The organism is Streptomyces sp. NPDC053513 (assembly GCF_044544765.1).
In the GTDB taxonomy this organism is placed as follows: domain Bacteria; phylum Actinomycetota; class Actinomycetes; order Streptomycetales; family Streptomycetaceae; genus Streptomyces; species Streptomyces litmocidini.
The window spans coordinates 379,635-401,253 of sequence record NZ_JBITXP010000003.1 but is presented as its reverse complement, the minus strand read 5'-3'; the positions used below and the strand labels follow the sequence as shown (position 1 = coordinate 401,253).

Annotated in this window: 13 protein-coding genes; 7 read left to right on the top strand and 6 right to left on the bottom strand. The window is 75.2% G+C overall.

Going from position 1 to position 21,619, the window contains the following annotated elements:
* Nucleotides 1–399: 399 nt before the first annotated feature.
* From ACIGW4_RS07370 to ACIGW4_RS07360, 3 genes are read left to right on the top strand one after another with little or no spacing between them, the layout of a single operon-like run.
* Nucleotides 400–2,244, top strand: coding sequence for a glycosyltransferase (locus ACIGW4_RS07370; protein WP_399578971.1), 1,845 nt, complete (start codon nucleotides 400–402; stop codon nucleotides 2,242–2,244).
* Nucleotides 2,226–3,098 carry a PIG-L deacetylase family protein gene (locus tag ACIGW4_RS07365; RefSeq protein WP_398713275.1) on the top strand — a complete coding sequence of 291 codons (873 nt, stop codon included), beginning with the start codon at nucleotides 2,226–2,228 and terminating at the stop codon, nucleotides 3,096–3,098. The genes ACIGW4_RS07370 and ACIGW4_RS07365 overlap by 19 nt, the downstream gene beginning before the upstream one ends.
* A 48-nt stretch (nucleotides 3,099–3,146) precedes the next feature.
* Nucleotides 3,147–4,238 carry a glycosyltransferase family 4 protein gene (locus ACIGW4_RS07360; RefSeq protein ID WP_123458531.1) on the top strand — a complete coding sequence of 364 codons (1,092 nt, stop codon included), beginning with the start codon at nucleotides 3,147–3,149 and terminating at the stop codon, nucleotides 4,236–4,238.
* A 56-nt stretch (nucleotides 4,239–4,294) separates the two neighbouring features.
* Here ACIGW4_RS07360 and ACIGW4_RS07355 read toward each other — a convergent pair whose 3' ends face one another.
* The 5 genes from ACIGW4_RS07355 to ACIGW4_RS07335 form a co-directional block, all read right to left on the bottom strand.
* The gene (locus ACIGW4_RS07355; RefSeq protein WP_399578969.1) at nucleotides 4,295–5,065 is read right to left on the bottom strand and encodes a class I SAM-dependent methyltransferase; all 771 of its coding nucleotides are present in this window, start codon (nucleotides 5,063–5,065) and stop codon (nucleotides 4,295–4,297) included.
* Complete coding sequence (locus ACIGW4_RS07350) at nucleotides 5,065–9,558, bottom strand: aminotransferase class I/II-fold pyridoxal phosphate-dependent enzyme (RefSeq protein WP_399578965.1); 4,494 nt, start codon at nucleotides 9,556–9,558, stop codon at nucleotides 5,065–5,067. The genes ACIGW4_RS07355 and ACIGW4_RS07350 overlap by 1 nt, the downstream gene beginning before the upstream one ends.
* Before the next feature lie 247 nt (nucleotides 9,559–9,805).
* Nucleotides 9,806–10,840: a LacI family DNA-binding transcriptional regulator gene (locus tag ACIGW4_RS07345; RefSeq protein ID WP_123458533.1), complete on the bottom strand. Its 1,035-nt coding sequence runs from the start codon at nucleotides 10,838–10,840 to the stop codon at nucleotides 9,806–9,808.
* Nucleotides 10,841–10,946: 106 nt separating this feature from the next.
* Nucleotides 10,947–11,276 carry a putative quinol monooxygenase gene (locus ACIGW4_RS07340; protein ID WP_123458534.1) on the bottom strand — a complete coding sequence of 110 codons (330 nt, stop codon included), beginning with the start codon at nucleotides 11,274–11,276 and terminating at the stop codon, nucleotides 10,947–10,949.
* Between the two features lie 45 nt (nucleotides 11,277–11,321).
* Nucleotides 11,322–12,110 carry an IclR family transcriptional regulator gene (locus ACIGW4_RS07335; protein ID WP_398713270.1) on the bottom strand — a complete coding sequence of 263 codons (789 nt, stop codon included), beginning with the start codon at nucleotides 12,108–12,110 and terminating at the stop codon, nucleotides 11,322–11,324.
* Nucleotides 12,111–12,991: 881 nt separating this feature from the next.
* On the opposite strand from ACIGW4_RS07335, the gene ACIGW4_RS07330 reads away from it, so the two are divergent.
* The 3 genes from ACIGW4_RS07330 to ACIGW4_RS07320 all read left to right on the top strand — a co-directional run bounded on the left by ACIGW4_RS07330 (nucleotide 12,992) and on the right by ACIGW4_RS07320 (nucleotide 16,645).
* Nucleotides 12,992–14,758 (top strand): VanW family protein, encoded by a 1,767-nt coding sequence (locus tag ACIGW4_RS07330; protein ID WP_398713268.1) that lies wholly within the window; start codon nucleotides 12,992–12,994, stop codon nucleotides 14,756–14,758.
* A 107-nt stretch (nucleotides 14,759–14,865) separates the two neighbouring features.
* The gene (locus tag ACIGW4_RS07325) at nucleotides 14,866–15,897 is read left to right on the top strand and encodes a serine hydrolase (RefSeq protein WP_123458537.1); all 1,032 of its coding nucleotides are present in this window, start codon (nucleotides 14,866–14,868) and stop codon (nucleotides 15,895–15,897) included.
* 106 nt (nucleotides 15,898–16,003) lie between these two features.
* Entirely contained in the window at nucleotides 16,004–16,645 is a 642-nt protein-coding gene (locus tag ACIGW4_RS07320) for a GNAT family N-acetyltransferase (RefSeq protein ID WP_398713266.1), read from the top strand.
* 56 nt (nucleotides 16,646–16,701) lie between these two features.
* Here ACIGW4_RS07320 and ACIGW4_RS07315 read toward each other — a convergent pair whose 3' ends face one another.
* Entirely contained in the window at nucleotides 16,702–19,902 is a 3,201-nt protein-coding gene (locus ACIGW4_RS07315) for an AfsR/SARP family transcriptional regulator (protein WP_399578961.1), read from the bottom strand.
* A gap of 138 nt (nucleotides 19,903–20,040) precedes the next feature.
* Here ACIGW4_RS07315 and ACIGW4_RS07310 point away from each other — a divergent pair, with 138 nt between their 5' ends.
* Nucleotides 20,041–21,486 carry a glyceraldehyde-3-phosphate dehydrogenase gene (locus ACIGW4_RS07310; protein WP_123458539.1) on the top strand — a complete coding sequence of 482 codons (1,446 nt, stop codon included), beginning with the start codon at nucleotides 20,041–20,043 and terminating at the stop codon, nucleotides 21,484–21,486.
* Nucleotides 21,487–21,619: the final 133 nt, after the last annotated feature.

Below are 21,619 nucleotides of genomic sequence, written 5' to 3'. Positions count from 1 at the left end.
CGAGACCCCCCGGCGCCCCGCCTCCCCGGCCCCTCCTCGGCATGCCCGCGGACTCATCCGCGCATCGCTCCCCCCGCGCGACCACGGTCCTGCCCACGCTCCGGCCCCCCTGCGTGACCTCGGCCTCGCCCACGTCCCGCACTCCCGGCCTGCCCGCGGCCCTGCCCGTGCCCTGATCCCCCCGCGCGACCGCGGCCCCGCCCACGCCCCGCTCCCCCCGCGCCTCGTGCCCGAGCCCCTCGTGCCCGAGCCCCACGTGCCCGAGCCCCGCGTGCCCGAACCCCGCGTGCCCGAGCCCCGACGGGCCCGGCGCGTCGTCCGTGACGCGTCCCCGTGCGCTTCCCGGCTTCTCCCCCGGCTTCCCTCGGCCACGGCCGAGGGGCGGCGGAGGCGGGCGTCATGACCGCCTCCCGACGACCCCTGCTCGTCGCGGTGTCGGGGCCCGACACCGCGGGCACCGCCTCGCTGGTGCGCCGGCTCGCGGCGCTGCTGCGCGAGCGCGGGGTCACCGTCGTCGTCCTCCCCTGCCACGGCTGCCTCCTGTGCCGCCGGCTCCCGGCCCCGCCTCATGTGAGGAAGACGGCGGAGCCGGGCCGGAGCGCGTGGGCACGGCGCGCCACGGATCCCGAGCGCCGGGGACCCTGGCCCCGCCGTGTCCACGCCTCCCTCGACGCCGCCGAGCTCGCGGCGCGGATCGCCGTGGCGCGACTGCTGGCACGGTCGCGGGCGCGCGGCGGGCGGGCCGTGGTCCTGACGGACCGCGGGCCGCTGGACGAACTGGTGAGGTTCGGCCTCCCCGCCGTCGCCGGCGGCGCGGCCGGCTTCCGCCGGGTCGCCCGCGGCTACGGTCTCACCCTCCTCGTGGAGTCCGGTCCCGAGACGCCGGGGAGCCTCGGCCCGGAGGGCGCCGCGGGCTCGCCGGCCGCCTGGTGGGACCGCTGCCGCGGCTGGTCGCGGCGGCTGCCGGGAATCGTGTGGCTCGACGGCGACGAGGCCCCGTCCCTGGTGGCCGAAACGGCCCTGGAGCGGATCCTCGACGTGATGCGGGAACGGGAACGGGCCGTGGCCGTACCGAAGCGCGGCACGACCGGAGAACGGCGGCACGTGGTGGTGTCGGTCTACGACGGCGCGGACGCCCCCGCCTGCTGGAGCGGCGCGGCGCTGGTGGCCGGCAAGGTGGCCCGGCGGCTCGCCGAGGACTTCCGGGTGACCGTCGTGACGGCGGGCCGGCACGGTGGCGCCGAGGACCGGGACGGCATCCGTTACGTCCGGCTCCCGGTGGGCCGGGCGGGCCCGCGCGCCGGGCGGCTGCTGTTCCTCGCGCTGCTGCCGCTCGCGGCCCGCCGGATCCGCCACGACCTGTGGCTGGAGAGCTTCACCCCCCCGTTCTCGACGAGCTTCCTGCCCCTGACGACCGGCGCCCCCGTGATCGGCATCGACCAGGGCCGCCGCACGGAGACCCCGTGGCGGCGGTACCGCCTCCCGTCCCTCCTGGTCGAGCGCCTCGGCCTGCGCTGCTACCGGCACCTCGTGGCACCGAACAACGCGGACGGATCGGCGCTCCGCCGGCTCAGCCCCAGGGCCGACGTGCAGGTCATCCCCAGCGGGGTCGACCGGCACCGCATCGACGAGGCCCTGCTGGGGTCCGGACAGTTCATCCTCTTCCTGGGCCGGATCGACACCTGGGTCAAGGGCCTCGACCTGCTGCTCCTCGCCTACGACCGGGCCCGGCCCCCGCTCGACCTGCTGCTCGCGGGCAGCGGCACCCCCGCCGAGGAACGCCGCCTCGCCTCGCTCGTCGCCGCGCACTCCCCCGGCCCGCGGCCCCGGATCCACTGGGTGGGGTGCGCGGGAGAGGAACGCAAGCGCCAACTGCTCCGCGACAGCGCCTTCCTGGTGCTGCCGTCACGCCACGAGACCTTCGGCCTGGTGGCCCTGGAGGGCATGTCGTACGGCAAACCCGTGCTGCACTTCGACCTGCCCGCGCTGCGCTGGATGCGGGACAACGGCGACGTGGCCGTGCCGCCGTTCGACGTGGCGGCGTTCGGCGCGCGGATGACCGAGCTGGCCACGGACGCCGCGCTGCGCCGCCGCCTCGGCCACCGCGCCGGGATCGCGGCGCAGCACTACGCGTGGGACGAGACGACGGGCCGCTATCTGGCGCTGGCCCACCGGCTTCTGGACTCACCCGCCGCCGCGCGGCGGCCGAGGAAGAGGGGTGCGTCATGGCAGACGACCCGCTGACCGCCTTCGTCCGGACCGTCCTCGGCTCCGGCGTCCCGATGATCGTGCTCTCGCCGCACCTGGACGACGCCGTGCTGTCCTGCGGCGCCCTGCTCGGCTGGGCGGGGCGGCGGGCCCCGGTGACGGTCGCCACGCTGTTCACGGAGGCCGCGCCCCCGCCGTACACCCTCTCCGCCCGCCAGTACCTGAGGCAGACCCGGACCGGTGACGCGGAGGAGCTGTTCGCCGACCGGCGCGAGGAGGACCGGCGGGTCCTGGAGCTGCTCGACGTGGACTGGCGCCACGTCGGCCTGGTCGACGGGCTGTTCCGGCGGCTGCCGCGGTCCCGCCCGGGCGTCGGACGGCTGGACCGGCTGCTGCCCGAGCTGGCGCACGTGTACCCGACGTACCGGCTGCACCTGTCCCGGGGCCGCGTCTCCGAGCACGACGCCGAGACCCTGCGCGTGGCCGGGGAGACCATCGACGCGCTGCTGCCCGCCCGCTCCGGCGGCCTGGTGCTCGCGCCGCTCGGCGTGGGCGGGCACGCCGACCACGTCCTGGCCCGCACCGCCGCCGAGCGCAGCGGCCGCCGGGTCGTGTACTACAGCGACTTCCCCTACAACCAGACGGCCGCCGCCGACGCGGAGTTCACCGGCCGGCACCGTCTGACGGCCCGCGCCTGGGAGCGGGACCTCGACCGGAAGGCCGAGCTGATCCGGGGCTACCGGACGCAGGCCGACGCCCTGTTCCCCGAGGGCCGCATTCCGCGCGCCCCCGAGGTGTACCTGCTGCCGACAGCCGGGGACACGGCCGTCTCCCGGGGCCCCGCCCGGCTGCGCGGCACGAGGGCCCGGACCGCCGGCGGTGTGCCGTGACCGGGCCGCCCGCCCGGGCCTCCGCGCCGGCCGCCGCGGAGGTGCCCGATGCGCCGCGGTGAGCGGCCCCGGGTCCTGCTCCTGACCGGCGGCCCGCTGAACGGGGCGGAGGGCGGTGCCCTGCGGCTGGCCTCGGACGTCCTCGGGTCGCTGCCGGACGTGGACTTCGTGTGGTTCTCCCAGGGGCCGGGAGGGCATCGGCCCGCTCCGGAGCACGGGCGGCCGGTCCGCGTCCTCCCCTCGGGCGACGTGCCGCACGCCCCCGCACGGATGCAGTCCGCGCTCGCCGGGACCCTGTTCGCCCGCCGGGTCGACCTCGTGCACGCCTTCCTGACCATCGGCCGCACCTTCCCGGCCCTCTCCCGGCTGCGCCCGCTGCTGTTCGGCGGGCGGCCGGTCGTGCACACCGTGCCCGGTGTGACGGACAACCGCTTCCTCGGCACCTCCCGGCCCCTGGGGACGACGGTCGCCCTGTCCGAGTCGATGGCCCGTCTGCTGCGGGCCGCCGACTTCGGCGACGTCCGGGTCGTCCCGCCGATGATCGCCCTCGACGAGTGGCCGTACCTGCCGCGGCCGGAGGGGTTCCCGGCGGTCCTCTTCTCCGGGCGCCACGAGCCGCACGGCGGGGCGGAGACGGCCATCGAGGCGGCGGCGGAGGCCCATCGGGAAGGGGCCAGGTTCCGGCTGGTGCTCGCGGTGCGGGGACGGCCGGGGCAGGACAGCACGGCCCTCGACGAGGCTCTGCGGGAGCGGGCCGGGGCGGCCGGACTGCCCGACGTCGAGGTGCTGGGGTACGTCGACGACATGCACGCCCTGCTGGCCTCCGTCCAGGTGCTGCTGTATCCGCCGGTCGCGCTCGGCGGTGCTCCGGACATCCCGTTCACCGTGCTCCAGGCGCTGGCCACGGGCCGTCCCTCGATCCTCAGCGACCTCCCCCAGTTCGCCGACTTCGGCCACGCCGTGCTGCGGGCCCCGGCGGGCGACGGGCGCCGCACCGGGCAGCAGCTGGCGTGGCTGCTCGACCAGCCGCGCTCGTGGGACATGCTCGCGGAGCGGGGACGGGCCCTCGTCGAGGACCGCTTCGGTCCCGAGCGCTTCGCCTCCCGGTACGGGGCGCTCTACCGGGAGCTGCTGTCCTGACGGGGGCGTGGCGGACGGGGACGGGGACGGGTCCGCGCCGGGGCGGCGGGAGGCCGTCAGGCGGCGGGCCGTTCGGCGGTGAGCAGCAGGACGCCGGTGTCTCCGTACTCGGGCAGGGTGCGGTCCTTCGCGAGCCCGACGATCCGCAGCCCGGTGGTACGGGGGGTGAACACGGCTCGCAGGGCGGCTTCGTCGACCGGGCAGGCCGGCCAGACCGGGCCGGTCCCGATGCGGTAGCTCGGCATGCGTTCCATGAAGGCGGCGAGGAGCGTGCCGCCGGGGCGCACGGCGTGGACGAAGGCGTCGCAGAGGGCGGTGAACTCGCCGAAGTCCTCGGTGACGCTCTCGGCGACGAAGTTCATCGAGGCGAGGTCGTAGGTGCCGGGGACCAAGTCGTCGGCGGTGCCCCGGACGACCCGGACCCGGCGGAGCGCCTCCGCGGAGTCGGCCGGGAGGCCGGGGGCGAGGGAGCGGCACAGGGCGTAGAAGGGCCGCCAGCTGTCGTCGACGCCGTGGGCGAGCTGTCCGCACAGGTAGCGGACGCTGGCGGCGCTCGGTTCGAGGGCGTCGACGCCGCGGCTCGCGGCGGCCGCCAGCATCAGTGGGTACAGGTTGGGGCCGGCGCCGAGTTCCACGGTGCGGGACAGGGCTCCCGGGGCGAAGCGCCGGTAGACGGCGGCGTGGTGGTGGATGACGCCGACGTCGCAGGGGTGGAGCCTGCGGTAGTTCTCGGCGAGGTAGTCGGCGACGGGCCAGTCGTTCCAGTCGGCGTCCCGGTTGTGGCGTACCCGGCCCGTCTCCGGGGGGCCCGGCGGGATCCGGCCCATCACTCCTCCGCGGACCGGCCGGCCGCGACGGGGCGGACGGCCGCGTCGGACTGCAGGGCGAACCGCGCGGCGAGCTCCGTGAGGGCCGCGCACAGCTGGTCGATCTCCTCGTCGGTGTTGGCGGCCGTGACCTGGATGCGGAAGCCGACCCGGTCGCGCGGGACGAGCGGGTACGAGGCGAGCGTCACGTAGATGCCGCGCTCCCAGAGGAACGTGGCGACGGCGTCGAGGTCTCCGGCGTCGCCGAGGGGGATCTCGATGATCGGCAGTCCGTCGGTGTTGGGGGTGGCGATGCCCAGGCCCCGCACGTGGGCGAGGACGCGGGTCGTCCTGCGGTAGAGGCGGGCCCTGATCTCGTCCCCGCGCTCGTCGTTGAGGTCGAGTCCGGCGAGGGCGGTGGCGAGCGAGGCGGTCGGCGAGGGTCCCGAGTACAGGTACGGGGCCGCCGCCACCTTGAGGTGGTCCTTGAGCCACTTCGGTACGGCGAGGAAGGCGAGCAGCGAGGAGAAGGCCTTGGAGAAGCCGCCGACCAGGACCAGGTTGTCGTACGTCTCGCCGAGGTGGCGGACGATGCTGTTGCCGCGCGAGCCGTACGGGCTGCTCTCGTCGGCGCGGCGCTCCCCTATGACGCCGAAGCCGTGGGCGTCGTCGACGTACAGCAGGGCGCCGTTCTCCCGGCAGATCCGGGCGAGGGCGGGCAGGTCGGGGTAGTTGCCGGTCATGCTGTTGACGCCGTCCATGCAGACGAGCCGACCGGCGTCGGCGGGCGCGCCGCGCAGCAGGCCCGCCAGCTCCTCCGGCCGGTCGGCGCGGAAGCGGTGGATCTCGGCGCCCTGCCCCCGCGCGCCGACGCAGCCGTCGTACACGGTGCGGTGGGCCTGTGCCTCCACGAAGACCTGACCGGTGCCGGCGAGGAGCGGGATGACGGACTGGTGGATGAGGGTGATGGTGGGCAGCAGCAGGGTGTCGGGGGCGCCGAGGAGTTCGGTGAGCCGCTCCTCGATGCGGGGGTAGAGCCGGGGGCTGCCGATGAGCCGGGACCAGCTGGGGTGGGTGCCCCACTTCCGGACCTCGGGCTCGATGGCCTCGATGACGGAGGGTTCGAGGTCGAAGCCGAGGTAGTTGCAGGAGGCGAAGTCGACGAGCCAGTCGTCGCCGACCCGGATGCGACGGCCGTCCACCTCGTCGATGACGGCGTCGCACATGAGGCTGGTCCGCTGGAGGTGTTCCAGGTCCCGCCAGCGGGACTCGCGCGGCGTCCGGGAGGTGCTGCGGACGGCCGGGGCGGGGCCCGCGAGCCGGACGGTCTGACGGGCGGCGGGCCGAGCCCCGGGCCGGGCGCCCGCGGGCGGGGCGCGGTGCAGATAGGACTCGGCCTGGTGGGCGGTCATGGGGCGGGCGAAGAGGTAGCCCTGCCCGTAGCGGCAGCCCATCTCGGCGAGCAGCGCCCGCTGTTCCTCGTGCTCGATGCCCTCGGCGACGACCTGGAGGCCGAGGACGTCGGCGATGCGCACGATGCCCTCCATGAGCGCCACCTGCTGCGGGTCGGTGGTGATGTCGTCGATGAACGACTTGTCGACCTTGAGGACGTCGATGGGGAACTCGCGGAGGTAGCTGAGCGAGGAGAAGCCGGTGCCGAAGTCGTCGATGGCGATGCCGACTCCCAGCTCCTTCAGGGCGGACATGGTGGTCCCGATCTGGGCGTCCCCGCGCATGAGGACGGTCTCGGTGAGCTCCAGGACGAGCGAGCCGGGCGCGAGTCCGGAGGAGTGGAGGGCACGCCGTACCTCTTCGAGGAACCCGGGGTCGCGGAACTGCCGGGCGGAGACGTTCACGTTCGCCCGCAGCGGGGCGCGGCCGGGGTCGGCGCGCTGCCAGCGGGCGATGTCGAGTGCCGCGTGCTCCAGGACCCAGGCGCCCAGCGGCATGATGTGGCCGCTCTCCTCGGCCAGGGTGATGAACTGGTCGGGCGGCACCATGCCGCGGCGGGCGTGCGGCCAGCGGATGAGCGCTTCGAGGCCGGCCGGGGCACCGTCGTCCACCTCGACGATCGGCTGGTAGCGCAGGGCGAAGGCGTGGTCGGCGATGGCCCGGTCCATGCCCGCCTGGAGCTCGTGGCGGGCGACGAGCCGGGAGTGCAGTTCGGGGTGGAAGAGCCGCCACCGCTTCTTGCCGGCGGCCTTGGCCGCGTACAGGGCGAGGTCGGCGTGGCCGAGGAGCTCCTCGGCGTGGGCGCTGTCGAGCACGGTCGCGATGCCGACGCTGGTCGACACGGACACGGCGCCGTCGGTCAGGGGGAACGGCTGGCCGAGGGTGTGCACGATCTCGGCCGCGAGGGCCTCGGCGTCGCGGGGCTCGCGCGCCCCCTCGATGAGGACGGCGAACTCGTCGCCGCCGAGCCGGGCCGCGGTGTCGGTGAGCCGCAGGACCGAGGTGAGGCGGCGGGCGACGGCGACGAGCAGTTCGTCGCCGACGGAGTGCCCCATGGTGTCGTTGACGACCTTGAAGTCGTCGATGTCGACGAAGAGCATGCAGGTCAGGGTGGACTCGCGGCGGCCGCGGAGCAGGGCCCGCTCGATGCGTTCGAGGAGCAGGACCCGGTTGGGGAGGCCGGTGAGCGAGTCGTGGAACGCCCGGTGGGTCAGTTCCCGCTCCAGTTTCCGCTGCTCGGTGACGTCGCGGAGGGTGAGGACGAGGCCGTGGACGGTGCGCTCGTCGCGCAGGTTGCTGCACCGGACCTCGGCCTCCAGCTCCCCGGAGCCGCCGTGCACCAGCTTCCAGTCGTCCCGGGCGTCGACGGCGCCGTGGGCGCGCGCGTCGGCGACGAGGCGCAGGGCGCTCGCCGTGTCGGCGGGGGCGAGGAGTTCGGTGAGCGGCGTGCCGGGCAGCAGGGAGCGGCCGAACATGGACTCGGCCGAGGGGCTGGCGTACCGGATGGTGTCGTCGTCGTCCAGGATCAGGATGACGTCCGAGGTGTTGTGCACGAGGGTGCGGAAGTAGGCCTCGCTGGTGCGGCGGTTGACCTCCTCGCTGAGCCCGAAGCGTTCGAGGGCCAGGGCCGTCTGGGAGGCGAGGGACTGGGCGGGGGCGGAGATCTCCGCGAGCTTCTTCTCGGGCCCCGCGAAGAGCAGCACGCCGAGCAGCGGCTCGCCGCCGGAGGGGGCCTGGAGTTCCAGGGGGCAGAGCAGGACGTGGGTCTCGGGCGTGATCTCGGCGGCGACGGACGGGTCGAGCCGGGTCAGCGGGAGCAGCCGGGCGCCTTCGGCGACCAGCTCGTGCCAGGGGGTGCCGCGGGGCCGGATCAGTTCGTCGGTGCGGCAGCTCCAGGGGTGTTCGGCGGTGGCCACGGCGGTGAGGCCGCCGCGGCGGTCCCGGACGAGGAGGAGGACCTGGTGGGAGGTGCCGGCGCCGAAGAGGGTCGCGGAGGCCGTCTCGACCGCCCCGGCGACCTCGCGGGGGCTGAGGGCGGCGACGAGGGAGGCCGCGGCGAGCCGGAGGCCGCGCTCGTGGGCCTCGGCCTTGCCGTGGTCGCTCATCATGCCCCAGAGCCGGGCGAGGACCAGCAGGAACATCAGGGCCGAGAAGATCGCGATGACGGCGATGTCCTTGCTCTGCGCGTGGCGCAGCGACTGGAGGAGCAGCAGGCCGGGGGCGACGAGGGAGGCCCCGGCGAGCAGCGCGAGCCGCCGCTCGGCGACGTGCGGGGCCGGTTCGGGGGCGCGCTCGGTGAGACCGGTCATGGAGGGGTGGAGGGCGGCGAGGCCCCAGGCCGTGAAGAAGACGACCCAGCCGAGGTCCCAGGGGGTGCCGACCTGCCAGGTGCCGTCGAGCTGTTTGATGCCGTAGATGACGTCGGAGGCGAGGATGCCGCAGGTGCCGAGGGTGAGGAGCTGCACGGCCCGGGAGCGCAGCCCGCCGGGGACGAGGAGCCGGGCGAGCATCGCGAGCATCAGCACGTCGCCGAGGGGATACGCGATGGAGATGGCCTTCTCGATCCAGGTCATGCCCTCGCTCCTGGCGAGCGGGGTGATGAGGTTGACCCAGCAGAGCAGCGCGAGCCCCGAGGTGAGGATCAGGGCGTCGAGGAGGACGCCGAGGTCGCGGCCGACGGCCCGGTAGCGGATGAATCCGTACAGGCCGATCGCGAACAGCGGGTAGGTGACCAGGTAGAGGGCGTCCGCGACGGACGGGAAGGGTCTGGTCTGGCCGAAGAAGGCCTCCAGGGCGTTGTAGGCGGTGTCGCCGCTCACGAAGGTGAGGTTGGCGGCGGCGAGCACCAGCCAGGGCCAGCGCCGGGACGGTCGGTTCCGGCGGACGCCGACGAGGATGGCGACGACGCCGCTGAGCCCGATGAGCGCCCACAGGATGGTGTGCCGGGCGGGGACCTCCAGGTACGCGATGGTCAGCACGGTGACGACCAGGAGGTACACCAGGATCAGGTTGCGCAGCGCGCCGGGCGCCTCGGGCGACCGGTTCGGCCTGCGCAGCGACATCGTCCACCGCCCCCTTGCCGGGTCGGACGCCGTCGGGAGCGCCCTGTTCGCGGATACGGGCCCCGTAGATGTCCATTCTCCGAGGCCCCCGGGGCGGCTGCATCTCGGCACCGGGGGGGGCGCGGGCGGGCCGGGGGCGACCGGCGGCGTCGGCTTGTCGGCGGCGGCTTGTCTGCGTAGACCCGTTGACGTCGGCCCGTTGACGTCGGCCCGTCGGCATCGGCCGGGCGGCGTCGGCCCGTCGGCGTCAGGAGGAGGCGCGGACGACGAGTTCGGTCGGCAGCACCCTGCGCGGCTGGTCGTCCGGGGCGCCGGGCGAGGCGATCTCCTCCAGGAGCAGGCGCGCCATGGCGCGGCCCATCTCCTCGATGGGCTGCCGCACGCTCGTCAGCGGCGGGTCCATGAGCCGGGCGACCGCCGAGTCGTCGACGCCGACGAGGGCCACGTCCTCCGGCACCCGGCGGCCCGCCTCCCGCAGGACGCTCCGCGCGCCGGCCGCCATCACGTCGGAGGCGGCGAAGACGGCGTCCAGGTCGGGCCGGCGGTCCAGGAGCTCCCGCATGGCCCGCCGGCCGCCCTCCTCGGTGAAGTCGCCGTGGGCGACGAGCGTCTCGTCGGGTGCGAGTCCGGCCTCCGTGAGGCCCTCGCGGTAGCCGTCGAGGCGGCAGCGGGCCACGTACATGTCGAGCGGGCCGGTGACGGTGGCGATCCGCTGCCTGCCGCGGGCGGCGAGGTGGGCGACGGCGGTCCGGCCGGCGCCGGTGTTGTCGGAGTCGACGAAGGCGACGCGCTCGGCCTCGGTGCGGCGGCCGTTGAGGACGGCGGGCAGGCCGAGGGCGCGGACCTGGTCGGGCAGCGGGTCGTCGCCGTGCACGGAGACGAGGAGGACGCCGTCGACGCGCTGCGCGGCGAGGTACTGCTCGAAGCGCTGCCGCTCCTGTTCGCTGCGGATGAGGGTCAGCAGCAACTGCTTGTCGGCGGCGGCGAGTTCGGCGCTGACCCCGCGGATGATGTCGAGGAAGTACGGCTCGGCGAAGAGTCGCGCCTCGGTCTCGGGGATGACGAGCGCGATCGCGTCGGTGCGGCTGCCGGCGAGGGCGCGGGCGGCCCGGTTGGGGACGTAGCCGAGTTCGGCGACGGCCCGTTCGACGGCGGCCTTGGCCTGTTCGCTCACCTTCGGGGAGCCGTTGATGACCCGGGAGACCGTGCCCCGGCCGACTCCGGCCCGGGCCGCGACCTCCTCGAGGGTGGGCCTGCCGGTCTGTCGCCCGCTCACCGCCATGTGCCGCTTCTCCCCTCGGGGCGCCGCCCCCACCTGCGTCCCACGTGACGTTCCACGCGAACCTATCAGGCGGGGCGGGGCGCGCCGGGGTGGTCGGCGGGGTGCCTCAGTCGCCGGTCGGGGCGAGCTCGGCCATCGCGCCCCAGCCCTGCTGCGGGACCTCGACGTTGATGATCTCGGGGGTGGTGGCGATGGCGTCGGCCATGGCGGAGAGCCCGGCCGTGAAGTGGTCGGAGGCGACGTGGGCGGCGCCCGCCTCCGCGTCGGCGAAGGCCTCCAGGAGGACGAAGACGTTCGGGTCGTCGACGCTGCGGGACCAGTCGAAGAAGAGGTTGCCGGGCTCCGCGCGGGTGGCGCGCGTGAACTCGTCGACGAGGTCGAGCCAGCGGTCGGCGCGGTCGGGGCGGACGGTGAAACGTACGGCGATGAAGATCATGGGTCCATCCTGCGGCGGCCGGGTGCGGCGGGCGAGCGGGACGGCTCAGGATTCCGGCAGGGTCGGAAAGTCGGGCACGGCACGGGCCAGGGCGGCCCGGATCTCGCCCTGGCGGCGCCCGAACTCGGCGGTGGGCAGGGAGACGGAGAGGGCGTGCACGATGCCGGCGCCGCGGCCGTCGCCCTTGCCGTCACCTCGGCCGGCGCCGGGGCCGGGCAGGGCGACGGCGAGGCAGGTGTACGCGAGGTCGGCCTCCCCCACGGACACGGCGAAGCCCTGACCGCGCACCCGGTCCATCTCGGCCTCGAAGCGCTCCGCGCCGGTGATCGTCCGCTCGGTGAAACGGGCCATGCCGTGCTCCGCCAGATAGCGGCGGCGCAGCGGGCGCGGCAGCGCGGCCAGCAGCGCCTTGCCGTGGGCGGTCGCGTGGGCGCGGGGTTCGGGGCCCGGGGCGAAGGGGTGGCCGGCGTCCGTGACGGGGGCGGTGGTGTCGAGGACGGTGATCAGGCCATCGCGGTAGGCGGTGTGGTACGCCTCGGCGCCCGTGGCCCGCCGCAGCCGGCCCAGGAGTTCACCGGTGCCGGCGCCGAGCCCGTGGTGCCGCTGGTGGGAGCGGTACAGGGCCGGGACGCGGGGGCCGGGCGCGTATCCCTCGGCGGTGCGGACGAGGTAGCCGCGGGCGAGGAGGGGAGCGGTCAGGTGGTAGACGGTCGAGAGGGCGCAGCCGAGCTCCCGGGCCAGCGCCTTCGCCCCCACGGGCCGGTCCGCGTCGGCGACGACGTCGAGCACGACGAGGGCGCGTGCTACGGACTGGGGGCCGGGGGTGGGGGGCATCGCCCCAGCTTAGACGGGCGGCGCCCGTCCGCCGTCGCGGGCAGCCGCCCCGCCCACCTCCTTACGGGCACGCGCCCGCCGGGGCCGCCCCTACCCGCCCTCGCCGCGGGCGCCCACCGGGCGGTGCCCCCGCCGTCGTGGGCCCGCCGCCCGGGGCGGTGCCCACCCCTGCGCCCCCGTCGCGGGCGCCCGCCTCCCGCTCCCCGTCGCGGGCTGCGCCCGCCCCTCCCGCTTCCGTTGCGGGCTGCACCCGCCGGTGCCCTCGCCCACCCCGTTGTGGGCAGTCGTTCCGCTGGGGCGGAACGGGTGGGCACAACGGACCCGCGCCCTGCCGGCGCCCGAGGCTCCCGCGCCCTGACCCGCACCCCTAGGTGCACCGAGCCCGTGGTGCGGGTTCAGGCGCGGGACGCGGAGGCGCCGCTGATGGGCGCCGTCCCGTGTGCCCACCCGTCCCGCCCCAGCGGGACGATTGCCCACACGGAGGTGGGCGGGGGCAACGCCCAGCCGGGCGCGGGCCCCACACGCGGCGGCACCGCCCCGCAGGGCGCGGCCCCCACGGAGGTGCGGGAGGGGCGCCGCCCCGCCGGGCGCGGGCCCCACGCGGGCGGGGGTGCCGCCCCGCAGGGCGTGGCCCGGGCCGGCGGAGGCGGGGGCCCGTAGGCGCGTCCGTGCCGGCGGAAACGGGGCCCGGGGTCGGGGGCGTCGCGCGGGTGGGTTTTCGGGGCTCGGGGCGTCCGTCCACGCCCGTTCGGGCGCACGTTTCGTGATCGATTCGGCGCACTCCGTATCACCGCAGGTCAAACCATCCTTATGTGCATAAGACACTCTTTCGGCGTACCGTCGTGTGGTTGCCCCGATTCCTCGACGCCCCGGGAGAGCGTGTGCCCCGCTCCACGACCGACCTTGCCCCGACGCCCCGCGAGGGGCGCCGTCCGCGTCTTCGGACGGCGGCGATCGCGACAGGTGTGGTGGCCGTCGCCGCGGGGGGCCTGTACGTGGCGGGACTGGTCGCCACCGGGGACGACATATCCGCCGGCACCCGGGTCGACGGCGTGGACATCGGCGGCATGAGCCGCGCCGAGGCCCGGGCCAAGCTGACGGCCGCGGCCCCGGCCTCCTGGAAGGCGCCGATACCCGTGCGGGTCGGCGACCGCGCCGCCACCGTGGACCCGGCCGCCGCCGGTCTGACCGTGGACGTCGCGAAGACCGCCGATCTGGCGGCCGACCCCTCCCGCGACCCCGTCACCGTGATCAAGCGGCTGTTCTCCTCCGACGCGCGCGAGATCCGGCCGGTGCTCGCGTACGACGAGGCCAAGACCCGGGCCGCCGTGGCCGGTCTGGCCGAGGAGAACGACCGGGCGGTCCGCGAGGGCTCCGTCGCCTTCCGCGACGGCAAGGCCGTCGCGACCCGGCCCGTCACGGGCAGCAAGCTGGACACGGACCGCGCCGCCGAGTCCCTGCGCGCGGCCTACCCGGCCGCCACGGGAGCCTCCGCCGTGACGCTCCCCGTCTCGGTGACCGAGCCGAAGCTGCCCGCCGCCGAGGTGTCCCGCTTCCTCGACACGTACGCGAAGCCCGCCGTCTCCGGCCCCGTGACGCTCACGGCGGCCGGCCAGCGGCTGCGGATCTCCCCCGACACGCTCGCCGACCACCTCACCGTCAGGAACGACGGCGGCCGTCTCACCGCTGCCCTCGACGAGCAGGCGCTGCGCCGCGACCCGGACGTGGCGCGGCCCCTCGCCGCGCTGACGAACGCGCCGGTGGAGGGCTCCCTCGGGGTGCGGGACGGCAGGGTGGTCGTGGAGTCGGAGGGCCGGCCGGGCCACGAGGTGACCGCGAAGGCCCTGGGCGACGCCGTGCGCCCGCTGCTCACCAGGACGGGCGACGCGGCCCGTACGGCTCCGGTGGCCACCACGGTCACCGAGCCCGGGCTGACCTCCGCCTCCCTGGCCCGTCTGGGCATCAAGGAGCAGATGTCGACGTTCACGGTGAACTTCCCCACCGCGCCGTACCGGACCACGAACATCGGCCGGGCCGCCGAGCTCATCAACGGCTCGCTGGTGCAGCCGGGCGAGGTGTGGAGCTTCAACAAGACGGTCGGCGAGCGGACCCCGGACAACGGCTTCGTCGACGGCACGATGATCCTCGACGGCTCGTACCGCTCCGCGCCCGGCGGCGGCGTGTCGGCCATGGCCACCACCGTCTACAACGCCATGTTCTTCGCGGGGGTGCAGCCCGTCGAGCACGGCGCCCACTCCTTCTACATCGAGCGCTACCCGGCCGGCCGGGAGGCGACCGTGGCCTGGGGCTCGCTCGACCTGAAGTTCCGCAACGACACGGGCAAGCCGATCTACATCAAGGCGAGCGCCACGGACTCCTCGGTCACCGTGAGCTTCCTCGGCACGAAGAAGTACGACTCCGTCGAGGCGGTCGCCGGTCCGCGCACGAACATCACGCAGCCCACGAAGCGCGAGGGCACCGGCAAGGCCTGTGTGCCGCAGACGCCCCTGGAGGGCTTCGACATCGCGGTGGACCGCGTCTTCAAGAACGACGGCGTCGAGGTCAAGCGGGAGACCTACAAGACCCACTACACCCCGCGCGACGAGGTGACCTGCGTGCCGACCGCCCCGGAGGGCGACGGGCACTGACGGAAGGGTGTCTTCCGGTATGCCCGGGGCATGACTTCGGAGCGCGGTCCGTCGGCCTCCCGGCCGGGACCGCGCTCCGAACCTCCCCGGACCGTCGGAGGCACGCCTTGGCAGAGCGCAGCGACCCCTTCGAGCGGCTCCTCGACGAGGCGGCGCGGGCGGGCACGTACCCGGGCGCCGCATGGGCCGTGGGCGACGCCCGGACGACCCTCTCGTCCGGGGCGGTCGGACTGCTCGACCCGGCGCACCCCGGCGCACCGACCCGCCCGGACACCCTCTTCGACGTCGCGAGCCTCACCAAGGTCCTCGCGGTCTGGGCGGTCGTCGGCACGCTCGTCGACGCCGGGAAGCTCGACCTGTCCGCCCCGCTCGGCTCGTACTGGCCCGAGGTCGCGGACCGGCCGCTCGCCGGGGCGACGGCGCACCACCTCCTCACCCACACCGCGGGCCTCCCGCTCCGCGCCAACCTCCGGCACCTGTACGGCTCCGATCCGCAGGACGTCCGCGACGGCGTCCTCGCCGAGCCCCTGCGGCACCGGCCCGGCGAGGCCGTCGCGTACACCGACCGGGCGGCCCTGGTCCTCGGCTACCTCGCCGAGCACCTCACCCGGCAGCCGCTTCCCCGGCTCGCCCGGGACCGGGTCTGGACGCCCCTCGCCATGACGGAGACCCGGTACGGGCCGCTGCCCGCCGAGGCCCGGGAGCGGTGCGCGCCCACCGAGTACGACGAGGAGAGCGGCGCCCCGCTCCGGGGCACCGTCCACGACTTCTCGGCCCGGCTCCTCGGCGGCGCCTGCGGGATCGCGGGGGTCTTCACCACCGCCGCCGACATCGGCCGCTTCCTGCGCCACCTCCTCGTCCCGGTGCCCGGCACCTTCTCCGCCGAGTGGACCGCGGCGTCCCTGCGCGTCCGCACCGGGCGGCTCGTCCCGCCGCGCGGGCTGTTCTGGCATCCGGCGCCGGGCACGGCACCGGCGGAGGACGTCTGGGCTCACTTCGGCTTCACCGGCACGGCCCTGTGGGTGTCGCCCGCACGCGGCCGCTGGGCCGTCCTGCTCACCAACCGGCTCCGCCTCACCCGGGACCCCGGCCCGCTGGCCCGGGTCAGGGACGGCTTCCGGGCCCTCGCCTTCGTCTGACCGCCGGGCGAAACCGAGGTGCCGCCGGGCCGTCGGTCTGCGACCCTGCACCCTGATCGAACGATCGACGATCGTGGACGGCTCGACGCGTACGGGGTGCGGACTGATGGGTTTCATGGAGGAAGGGCCGGTTCTGGAGGGCGCGTTCGTCCGCCTGGAGCCGTTGGGACGTCACCACGCCGCCGGCCTCGCGGAGGCGGCGGAGGAGAACCGGGACGCGTACGGCTTCACCTGGGTGCCGCGCCGGGAGGAGGCCGGGGCCTACGTCGACGCGCAGCTCGGCCGCGCCGCCGACGGCAGGGTCGTCCCGTACGTCCAGGTCGACCCGGCGACCGGCCGGGTGGTCGGCGCCACCGCCTTCCTGGACCCGCGCCCGTGGCCCTCCGGGGAGGGCCTGTGCGCGGTCGAGATCGGCTACACCTGGCTCGCCTCCTCCGCCCAGGGCACCGGGGTGAACACCGAGGCCAAGTACCTGCTCTTCCGGCACGCCTTCGAGAGCTGGGACGTGGCCCGGGTCGACCTCAAGACCGACGCCCGCAACGCCCGCTCGCGGGCCGCGATCGCGGGCGTCGGCGCGAGCTTCGAGGGCGTCCTGCGCAACTGGGCCGCCTCCTGGGCCCCGGGCGAGGAGGGGCGCCTCCGGGACTCCGCCGTCTTCTCGATCGTCGCCGAGGAGTGGCCCGAGCGCCGCGCGGCGCTCGAGGAGCGCCTCGCCGCCGTCCGGGAGCGCCGCGCGCCGGCCCGGTGACGGACCGCTGCCGGCCCGAGAACGCTCCCCCGGAGGACGTCCCCTGGGGGCGCCTCCTAGGGAAGGCCCCCGTCCTGCCGGGCCGGGGGCGTCCCGGGCCGGGGCGCCGGGGCCTCTGAGACGAGGGGCTGGGGGGCGAGGGCCTCGGAGGCGAGGGCCTTCAGGCCCTCCAGGCAGTCGTCGATCCGCTTGGCGATGTCGTACCGGCGGGAGAGCTCCAGGCACCACTCCCAGGTCTCGCGGGCCGCGTCCCGCTCCCCGAAGTGGTGGTGGGCCCGGGCCGTGAAGACGAGGCAGTCCGCCGTGCCCCCGTGGTCGTCCATCCGCAGCCGGATGGCGAGCGCCTCTGCCAGGACCTCGAAGGCCTCGTCGCGCTCGCCGAGGAGGCGCAGCACGTCGCCGTAGTTGGTGAGGGCGGTGGCGAGGAACACCCCGTGCCCGGTCCCCCTGATCAGCTCGATGACCCGCCGGTAGTCCGCGGCCGCCAGGTCCGGCTCGCCGCGCATCTTGTGGACGTCCGCGATCCGGCTGAGGAGGAGCGCCTCGCCGCGGGTGTTCCGGGTCGCGCGGTAGAGGTCGCGGGAGCGCTCGGCGTGGACGAGCGCCCGCTCGGAGTCCCCGATCTGCAGGTACACCGCCGACATGTTGCCGAGGATCGACGCCTGGGCCGTGAGGTCCGCGCGCTCGGTGAAGAGCTCCAGGGCGATCCCGAGGTGCTCCAGGCAGGCCTCGTTCCGGAAGGCCATGCCGTGGGCGACGGCCGTGCGCCGGTGCAGCCAGGCCTGCCCCAGCCGGTCGTCGTGCCTCCGGGCGATGTCCATGGCCTGCTCCAGACAGGCGTCCCACTCCCCCGTCCACCAGTGCGTGCTCGCGTGGCCGAAGAGGCCCACCGCGATCCGCCAGGCGATGTCGGAGCGGCCGAGTCTCCCGGCGCGGGTGAGGGCGTCCCGGACGGCCGGCAGCTCCCTCGCGGTCCACCGGATCGCCTCGTCGTCGTCCGCGAACTCGGGCAGCGACAGGCCCTTCACGGCCTCTCCGCCGAGCGGTGGCGGGGACTGCGTCTCGCGGGTGGCGGCCACCGTCGCCGCCGCGAGGGCCGCGGCGTACCAGGAGAGCAGCCGGATCAGGGCCGCGGTGCGCTCCTGCTCGGTGTCCTCCTCGTCCCGCTGCGCCGCGTACTCGCCGAGCAGGTCGTGCAGCAGGTACCGGTCGGGCTCGGGGTTGAGGACGAGGTGGGCGTCGGCGAGGACGTCGAGGACGGCGGCGGCCCGGGCCTCCGTGACGTCGAGGAGCGCCGCGGCGGACTGCGGGGTGACCGCGTGGCCCGGCCACACCCGGCCCAGGAGCCTGAAGGCGCGGGCCGCCTCGCGCTCCAACGGCTGTTCGCCGTCCCGCATGGCCACGTAGCTCATGGCGAAGGTGCGGCGGACGTCGAACTCCCCCATGGCGAGGGTGTCCAGCCGGCCCCGGTGGGGGGTGAGCCGTTTCGCCAGGAGCGCGAGGGGCCAGGAGGGCCGGGAGGCCAGCCGGCCGCCGACGATGTGCAGGGCGAGCGGGAGGCCTCCGCAGGCGGCCATGATGGCGGCCAGGGCCTCGGGCTCGCTCCGCACCCGCTCGGCGCCGGCGAGCTTGGCGAGGAGTGCGTACTGGTCGGGCTCGGGCAGCGGGGACAGCGGGACCCTGGCGGAGCGCGGCAGGTCGGCGAGGAGCTGGCGGCTGGTGATCAGGGCGGCGCTGTGCCCGCCGGCGGGCAGCAGGGGGGCGACGTGGGCGGCGTTGCGCGCGTTGTCGAGGACCAGGAGGACGCGGCGCTCGGCGAGCGCCGACCGGAAGAGGAGGGCGCGGTCGTCGGTGTCCTCGGGCAGGGCGTCCTGGCGGACGCCCAGGTCGGACAGGAAGCGGGCGAGCAGTTCGTGGGCGGTGCGCGCGCCGCCGGCGCCGTAGCCGCGCAGGTCGGCGTAGAGGGCGCCGTCCGGGAAGTCCTCGCGCACCTGGTGCGCCACGTGCATCGCGAGGGCGGTCTTGCCGACACCGCCCATGCCGGAGATCACGACGGCCCGGGCCCGGACGGTCCCGCTCCGGCCCCCGCCGTCCGCGCCCACGCCCGTGCGTCCGCCGCCGCCTCCGCCCGCAGGACCTGCGCCGTCCGGGCCGCCACCCGCGCCCGCACGGCCGGCTCCGCCGACGCCCGTCCCCCTGCGGAGACCGGTGCCCCCACCCGTACCACCGGCTCCGCCAGGGCCGTCGCCCGCGCCCGCACGGGCGACACCGGCCGTGCCCGCGCCCCCGTCGTCGGCCGGGCCGGTGCCGGCGTCCTGGGCCGGGGCCTCGTGCGCCCCGGGCGGTCCCGGCTCGGGGACGTCGCGCTCCGGTCGTACGCCCAGCAGTGCCCGTACGGTCGCCGCCTCGGTCTCCCGGCCCGTGAAGGCCTCGCCCTCGCAGGGCAGCTGGAAGGGCGGGCGGGCCGTGGCGGCGCGGGGGGCGGGGGCGGGCGCGGGTTCGCCCGCGAGCAGCTCCGCGTGGGCCTCCTGGACGGCGGCGCCGGGTTCCGTGCCGAGCTCGTCGACCAGGTTCCGGCGCAGCCGGTGGAAGACGGAGAAGGCCTCGGCCTGCCGGCCTGAGCGGTGGAGGGCGAGCATGAGGCGCCAGTGGAAGCCCTCGCGCAGCGGGTGCTCCCCCGCCAGGGTGGCGAGCGGGGCGACGGCCTCGTGGTGGCGGCCGAGGGACAGCTCGGCGTCGAAGCTCCATTCGAGGGCCTGGAGGCGCGCCTCCACGAGCTGGTCGACGCGGAGCGCGGGCCCCTCGGTGTCGGAGAAGGGGGCGAGGTCCGCGAGGGGGGTGCCGCGCCACAGGGGCATGGCGAGGGCGGCCTCCCGGCGGACCGCCTCCCAGTCCTCCCGCTGGTGCGCCCGGCGCACGGCCCGGACCCGGGCCTCGAAGACGTCGGCGTCGAGTTCGTCCTCGTGGACGATCAGCTGGTAGCCGGGGGCGACGGTGCGCAGCCGCTCGTCGGTGCCGCCGTCGGCGGCGGCGAGGACGCGGCGGAGCCTGGTGAGGTGGTTGGCGAGGGCCGCGTCGGCGCTGGCGGGGATCGAGTCGCCCCAGAGGGCTTCCTTGAGGGCGTCCCGGGAGACCGGGCGGTTGGCCTGGAGCAGCAGGGCGGCGAGGAGGACGCGGACCTTGGGGCCGGACACCGGCCGTGGCTCCGTCCCGTCGTGGACGACGAGTGATCCGAGCAGCCCGAACTTCACCACCATGCCCCCGCATCCTGGTAGGTGGGTCCGCCCGACCGCGGCGGTTCCCGACGTGACCCATCGTACGGTTCGGCACCCCTTGATTGATCAAACCGACCGGGGGTTACCATATGAGCGCCGCCTAGCTCGAAAGATAATCTTGTGACTGTCAATGACGACTCGTTCACCAGCTGGAAGAACCGCGAGGAGATCGCGGAGTCGATGATCCCGATCATCGGGAAGCTGCACCGGGAGCAGGACGTCACCGTCCTGGTCCACAGCCGCTCCCTGGTGAACAAGTCGGTGGTCAGCATCCTCAAGACCCACCGCTTCGCCCGGCAGATCGACGGCGAGGAGCTCTCGGTCACCGAGACGCTGCCGTTCCTCGAGACGCTCACGACGCTCGACCTGGGCCCGTGCCAGATCGACATCGGCGTGCTGGCCGCCGACTACAAGACCGACGACCGCGGTCTCTCGGTGGCGGAGTTCACCGCCGAGGCCGTCGCGGGCGCCATCGGCGAGAACAAGATCGAGCGCCGTGACGGACGCGACGTCGTCCTCTACGGCTTCGGCCGCATCGGCCGCCTCGTCGCCCGTCTCCTCATCGAGAAGGCCGGCTCGGGCAACGGTCTGCGCCTGCGCGCGATCGTCGTCCGCGGCGGCGGCGACCAGGACCTCGTGAAGCGCGCCTCGCTGCTGCGCCGCGACTCCATCCACGGCCAGTTCCAGGGCACGATCACGGTCGACGAGGCGAACGGCACCATCGTCGCCAACGGCAACACGATCAAGGTGATCTACGCCAACGACCCCTCCGAGGTCGACTACACGGCGTACGGCATCGAGAACGCCATCCTCATCGACAACACCGGCAAGTGGCGGGACCGCGAGGGCCTCTCCAAGCACCTGCGCCCCGGCATCGACAAGGTCGTCCTGACCGCGCCCGGCAAGGGCGACGTGCCGAACATCGTGCACGGCGTCAACCACGACACGGTGAAGCCGGACGAGCAGATCCTGTCCTGCGCCTCCTGCACCACCAACGCCATCGTCCCGCCGCTGAAGGCCATGGACGACGAGTACGGCGTGCTGCGCGGCCACGTGGAGACGGTCCACTCGTTCACGAACGACCAGAACCTCCTGGACAACTACCACAAGGCCGACCGCCGCGGCCGCTCCGCGCCGCTCAACATGGTCATCACGGAGACGGGTGCCGCCTCCGCCGTGGCCAAGGCACTGCCCGACCTGAAGGCGCCGATCACCGGCAGCTCGATCCGCGTCCCCGTCCCGGACGTCTCGATCGCCATCCTGAGCCTGCGCCTGGGCCGCGAGACCACCCGCGAGGAGGTCCTGGAGTACCTCCGCGACGTCTCGCTGCACTCGCCGCTGAAGCGCCAGATCGACTTCACCACGGCCCCCGACGCCGTCTCGATGGACTTCGTCGGCTCGCGCCACGCGTCCATCGTCGACGCCGGCGCGACCAAGGTCGACGGCGACAACGCGATCCTGTACCTGTGGTACGACAACGAGTTCGGCTACTCGTGCCAGGTCATCCGGGTCGTCCAGCACGTCTCCGGCGTGGAGTACCCGACCTTCCCGTCCCCGGCGGTCTGATCTCCCTCCGCACGGCACTGCGGCGCGGCGCCCCCCCCCCCCCGGGGGGGGGGGCGCCCCCCCGGGGGGGGGGGGGGGGCGGGCCCGCCCCCGGCCAGGCCGGATGTAAACAGTAAAAAAACGGGGTGGGCCG

Coding starts and splice junctions, on each gene's coding strand:
- ACIGW4_RS07370 (WP_399578971.1), top strand. CDS start 400: ATGACCGCCTCCCGACGACCCCTGCTCGTCGCGGTGTCGGGGCCCGAC.
- ACIGW4_RS07365 (WP_398713275.1), top strand. CDS start 2,226: ATGGCAGACGACCCGCTGACCGCCTTCGTCCGGACCGTCCTCGGCTCC.
- ACIGW4_RS07360 (WP_123458531.1), top strand. CDS start 3,147: ATGCGCCGCGGTGAGCGGCCCCGGGTCCTGCTCCTGACCGGCGGCCCG.
- ACIGW4_RS07355 (WP_399578969.1), bottom strand. CDS start 5,065: ATGGGCCGGATCCCGCCGGGCCCCCCGGAGACGGGCCGGGTACGCCAC.
- ACIGW4_RS07350 (WP_399578965.1), bottom strand. CDS start 9,558: ATGTCGCTGCGCAGGCCGAACCGGTCGCCCGAGGCGCCCGGCGCGCTG.
- ACIGW4_RS07345 (WP_123458533.1), bottom strand. CDS start 10,840: ATGGCGGTGAGCGGGCGACAGACCGGCAGGCCCACCCTCGAGGAGGTC.
- ACIGW4_RS07340 (WP_123458534.1), bottom strand. CDS start 11,276: ATGATCTTCATCGCCGTACGTTTCACCGTCCGCCCCGACCGCGCCGAC.
- ACIGW4_RS07335 (WP_398713270.1), bottom strand. CDS start 12,110: ATGCCCCCCACCCCCGGCCCCCAGTCCGTAGCACGCGCCCTCGTCGTG.
- ACIGW4_RS07320 (WP_398713266.1), top strand. CDS start 16,004: ATGGGTTTCATGGAGGAAGGGCCGGTTCTGGAGGGCGCGTTCGTCCGC.
- ACIGW4_RS07315 (WP_399578961.1), bottom strand. CDS start 19,902: ATGGTGGTGAAGTTCGGGCTGCTCGGATCACTCGTCGTCCACGACGGG.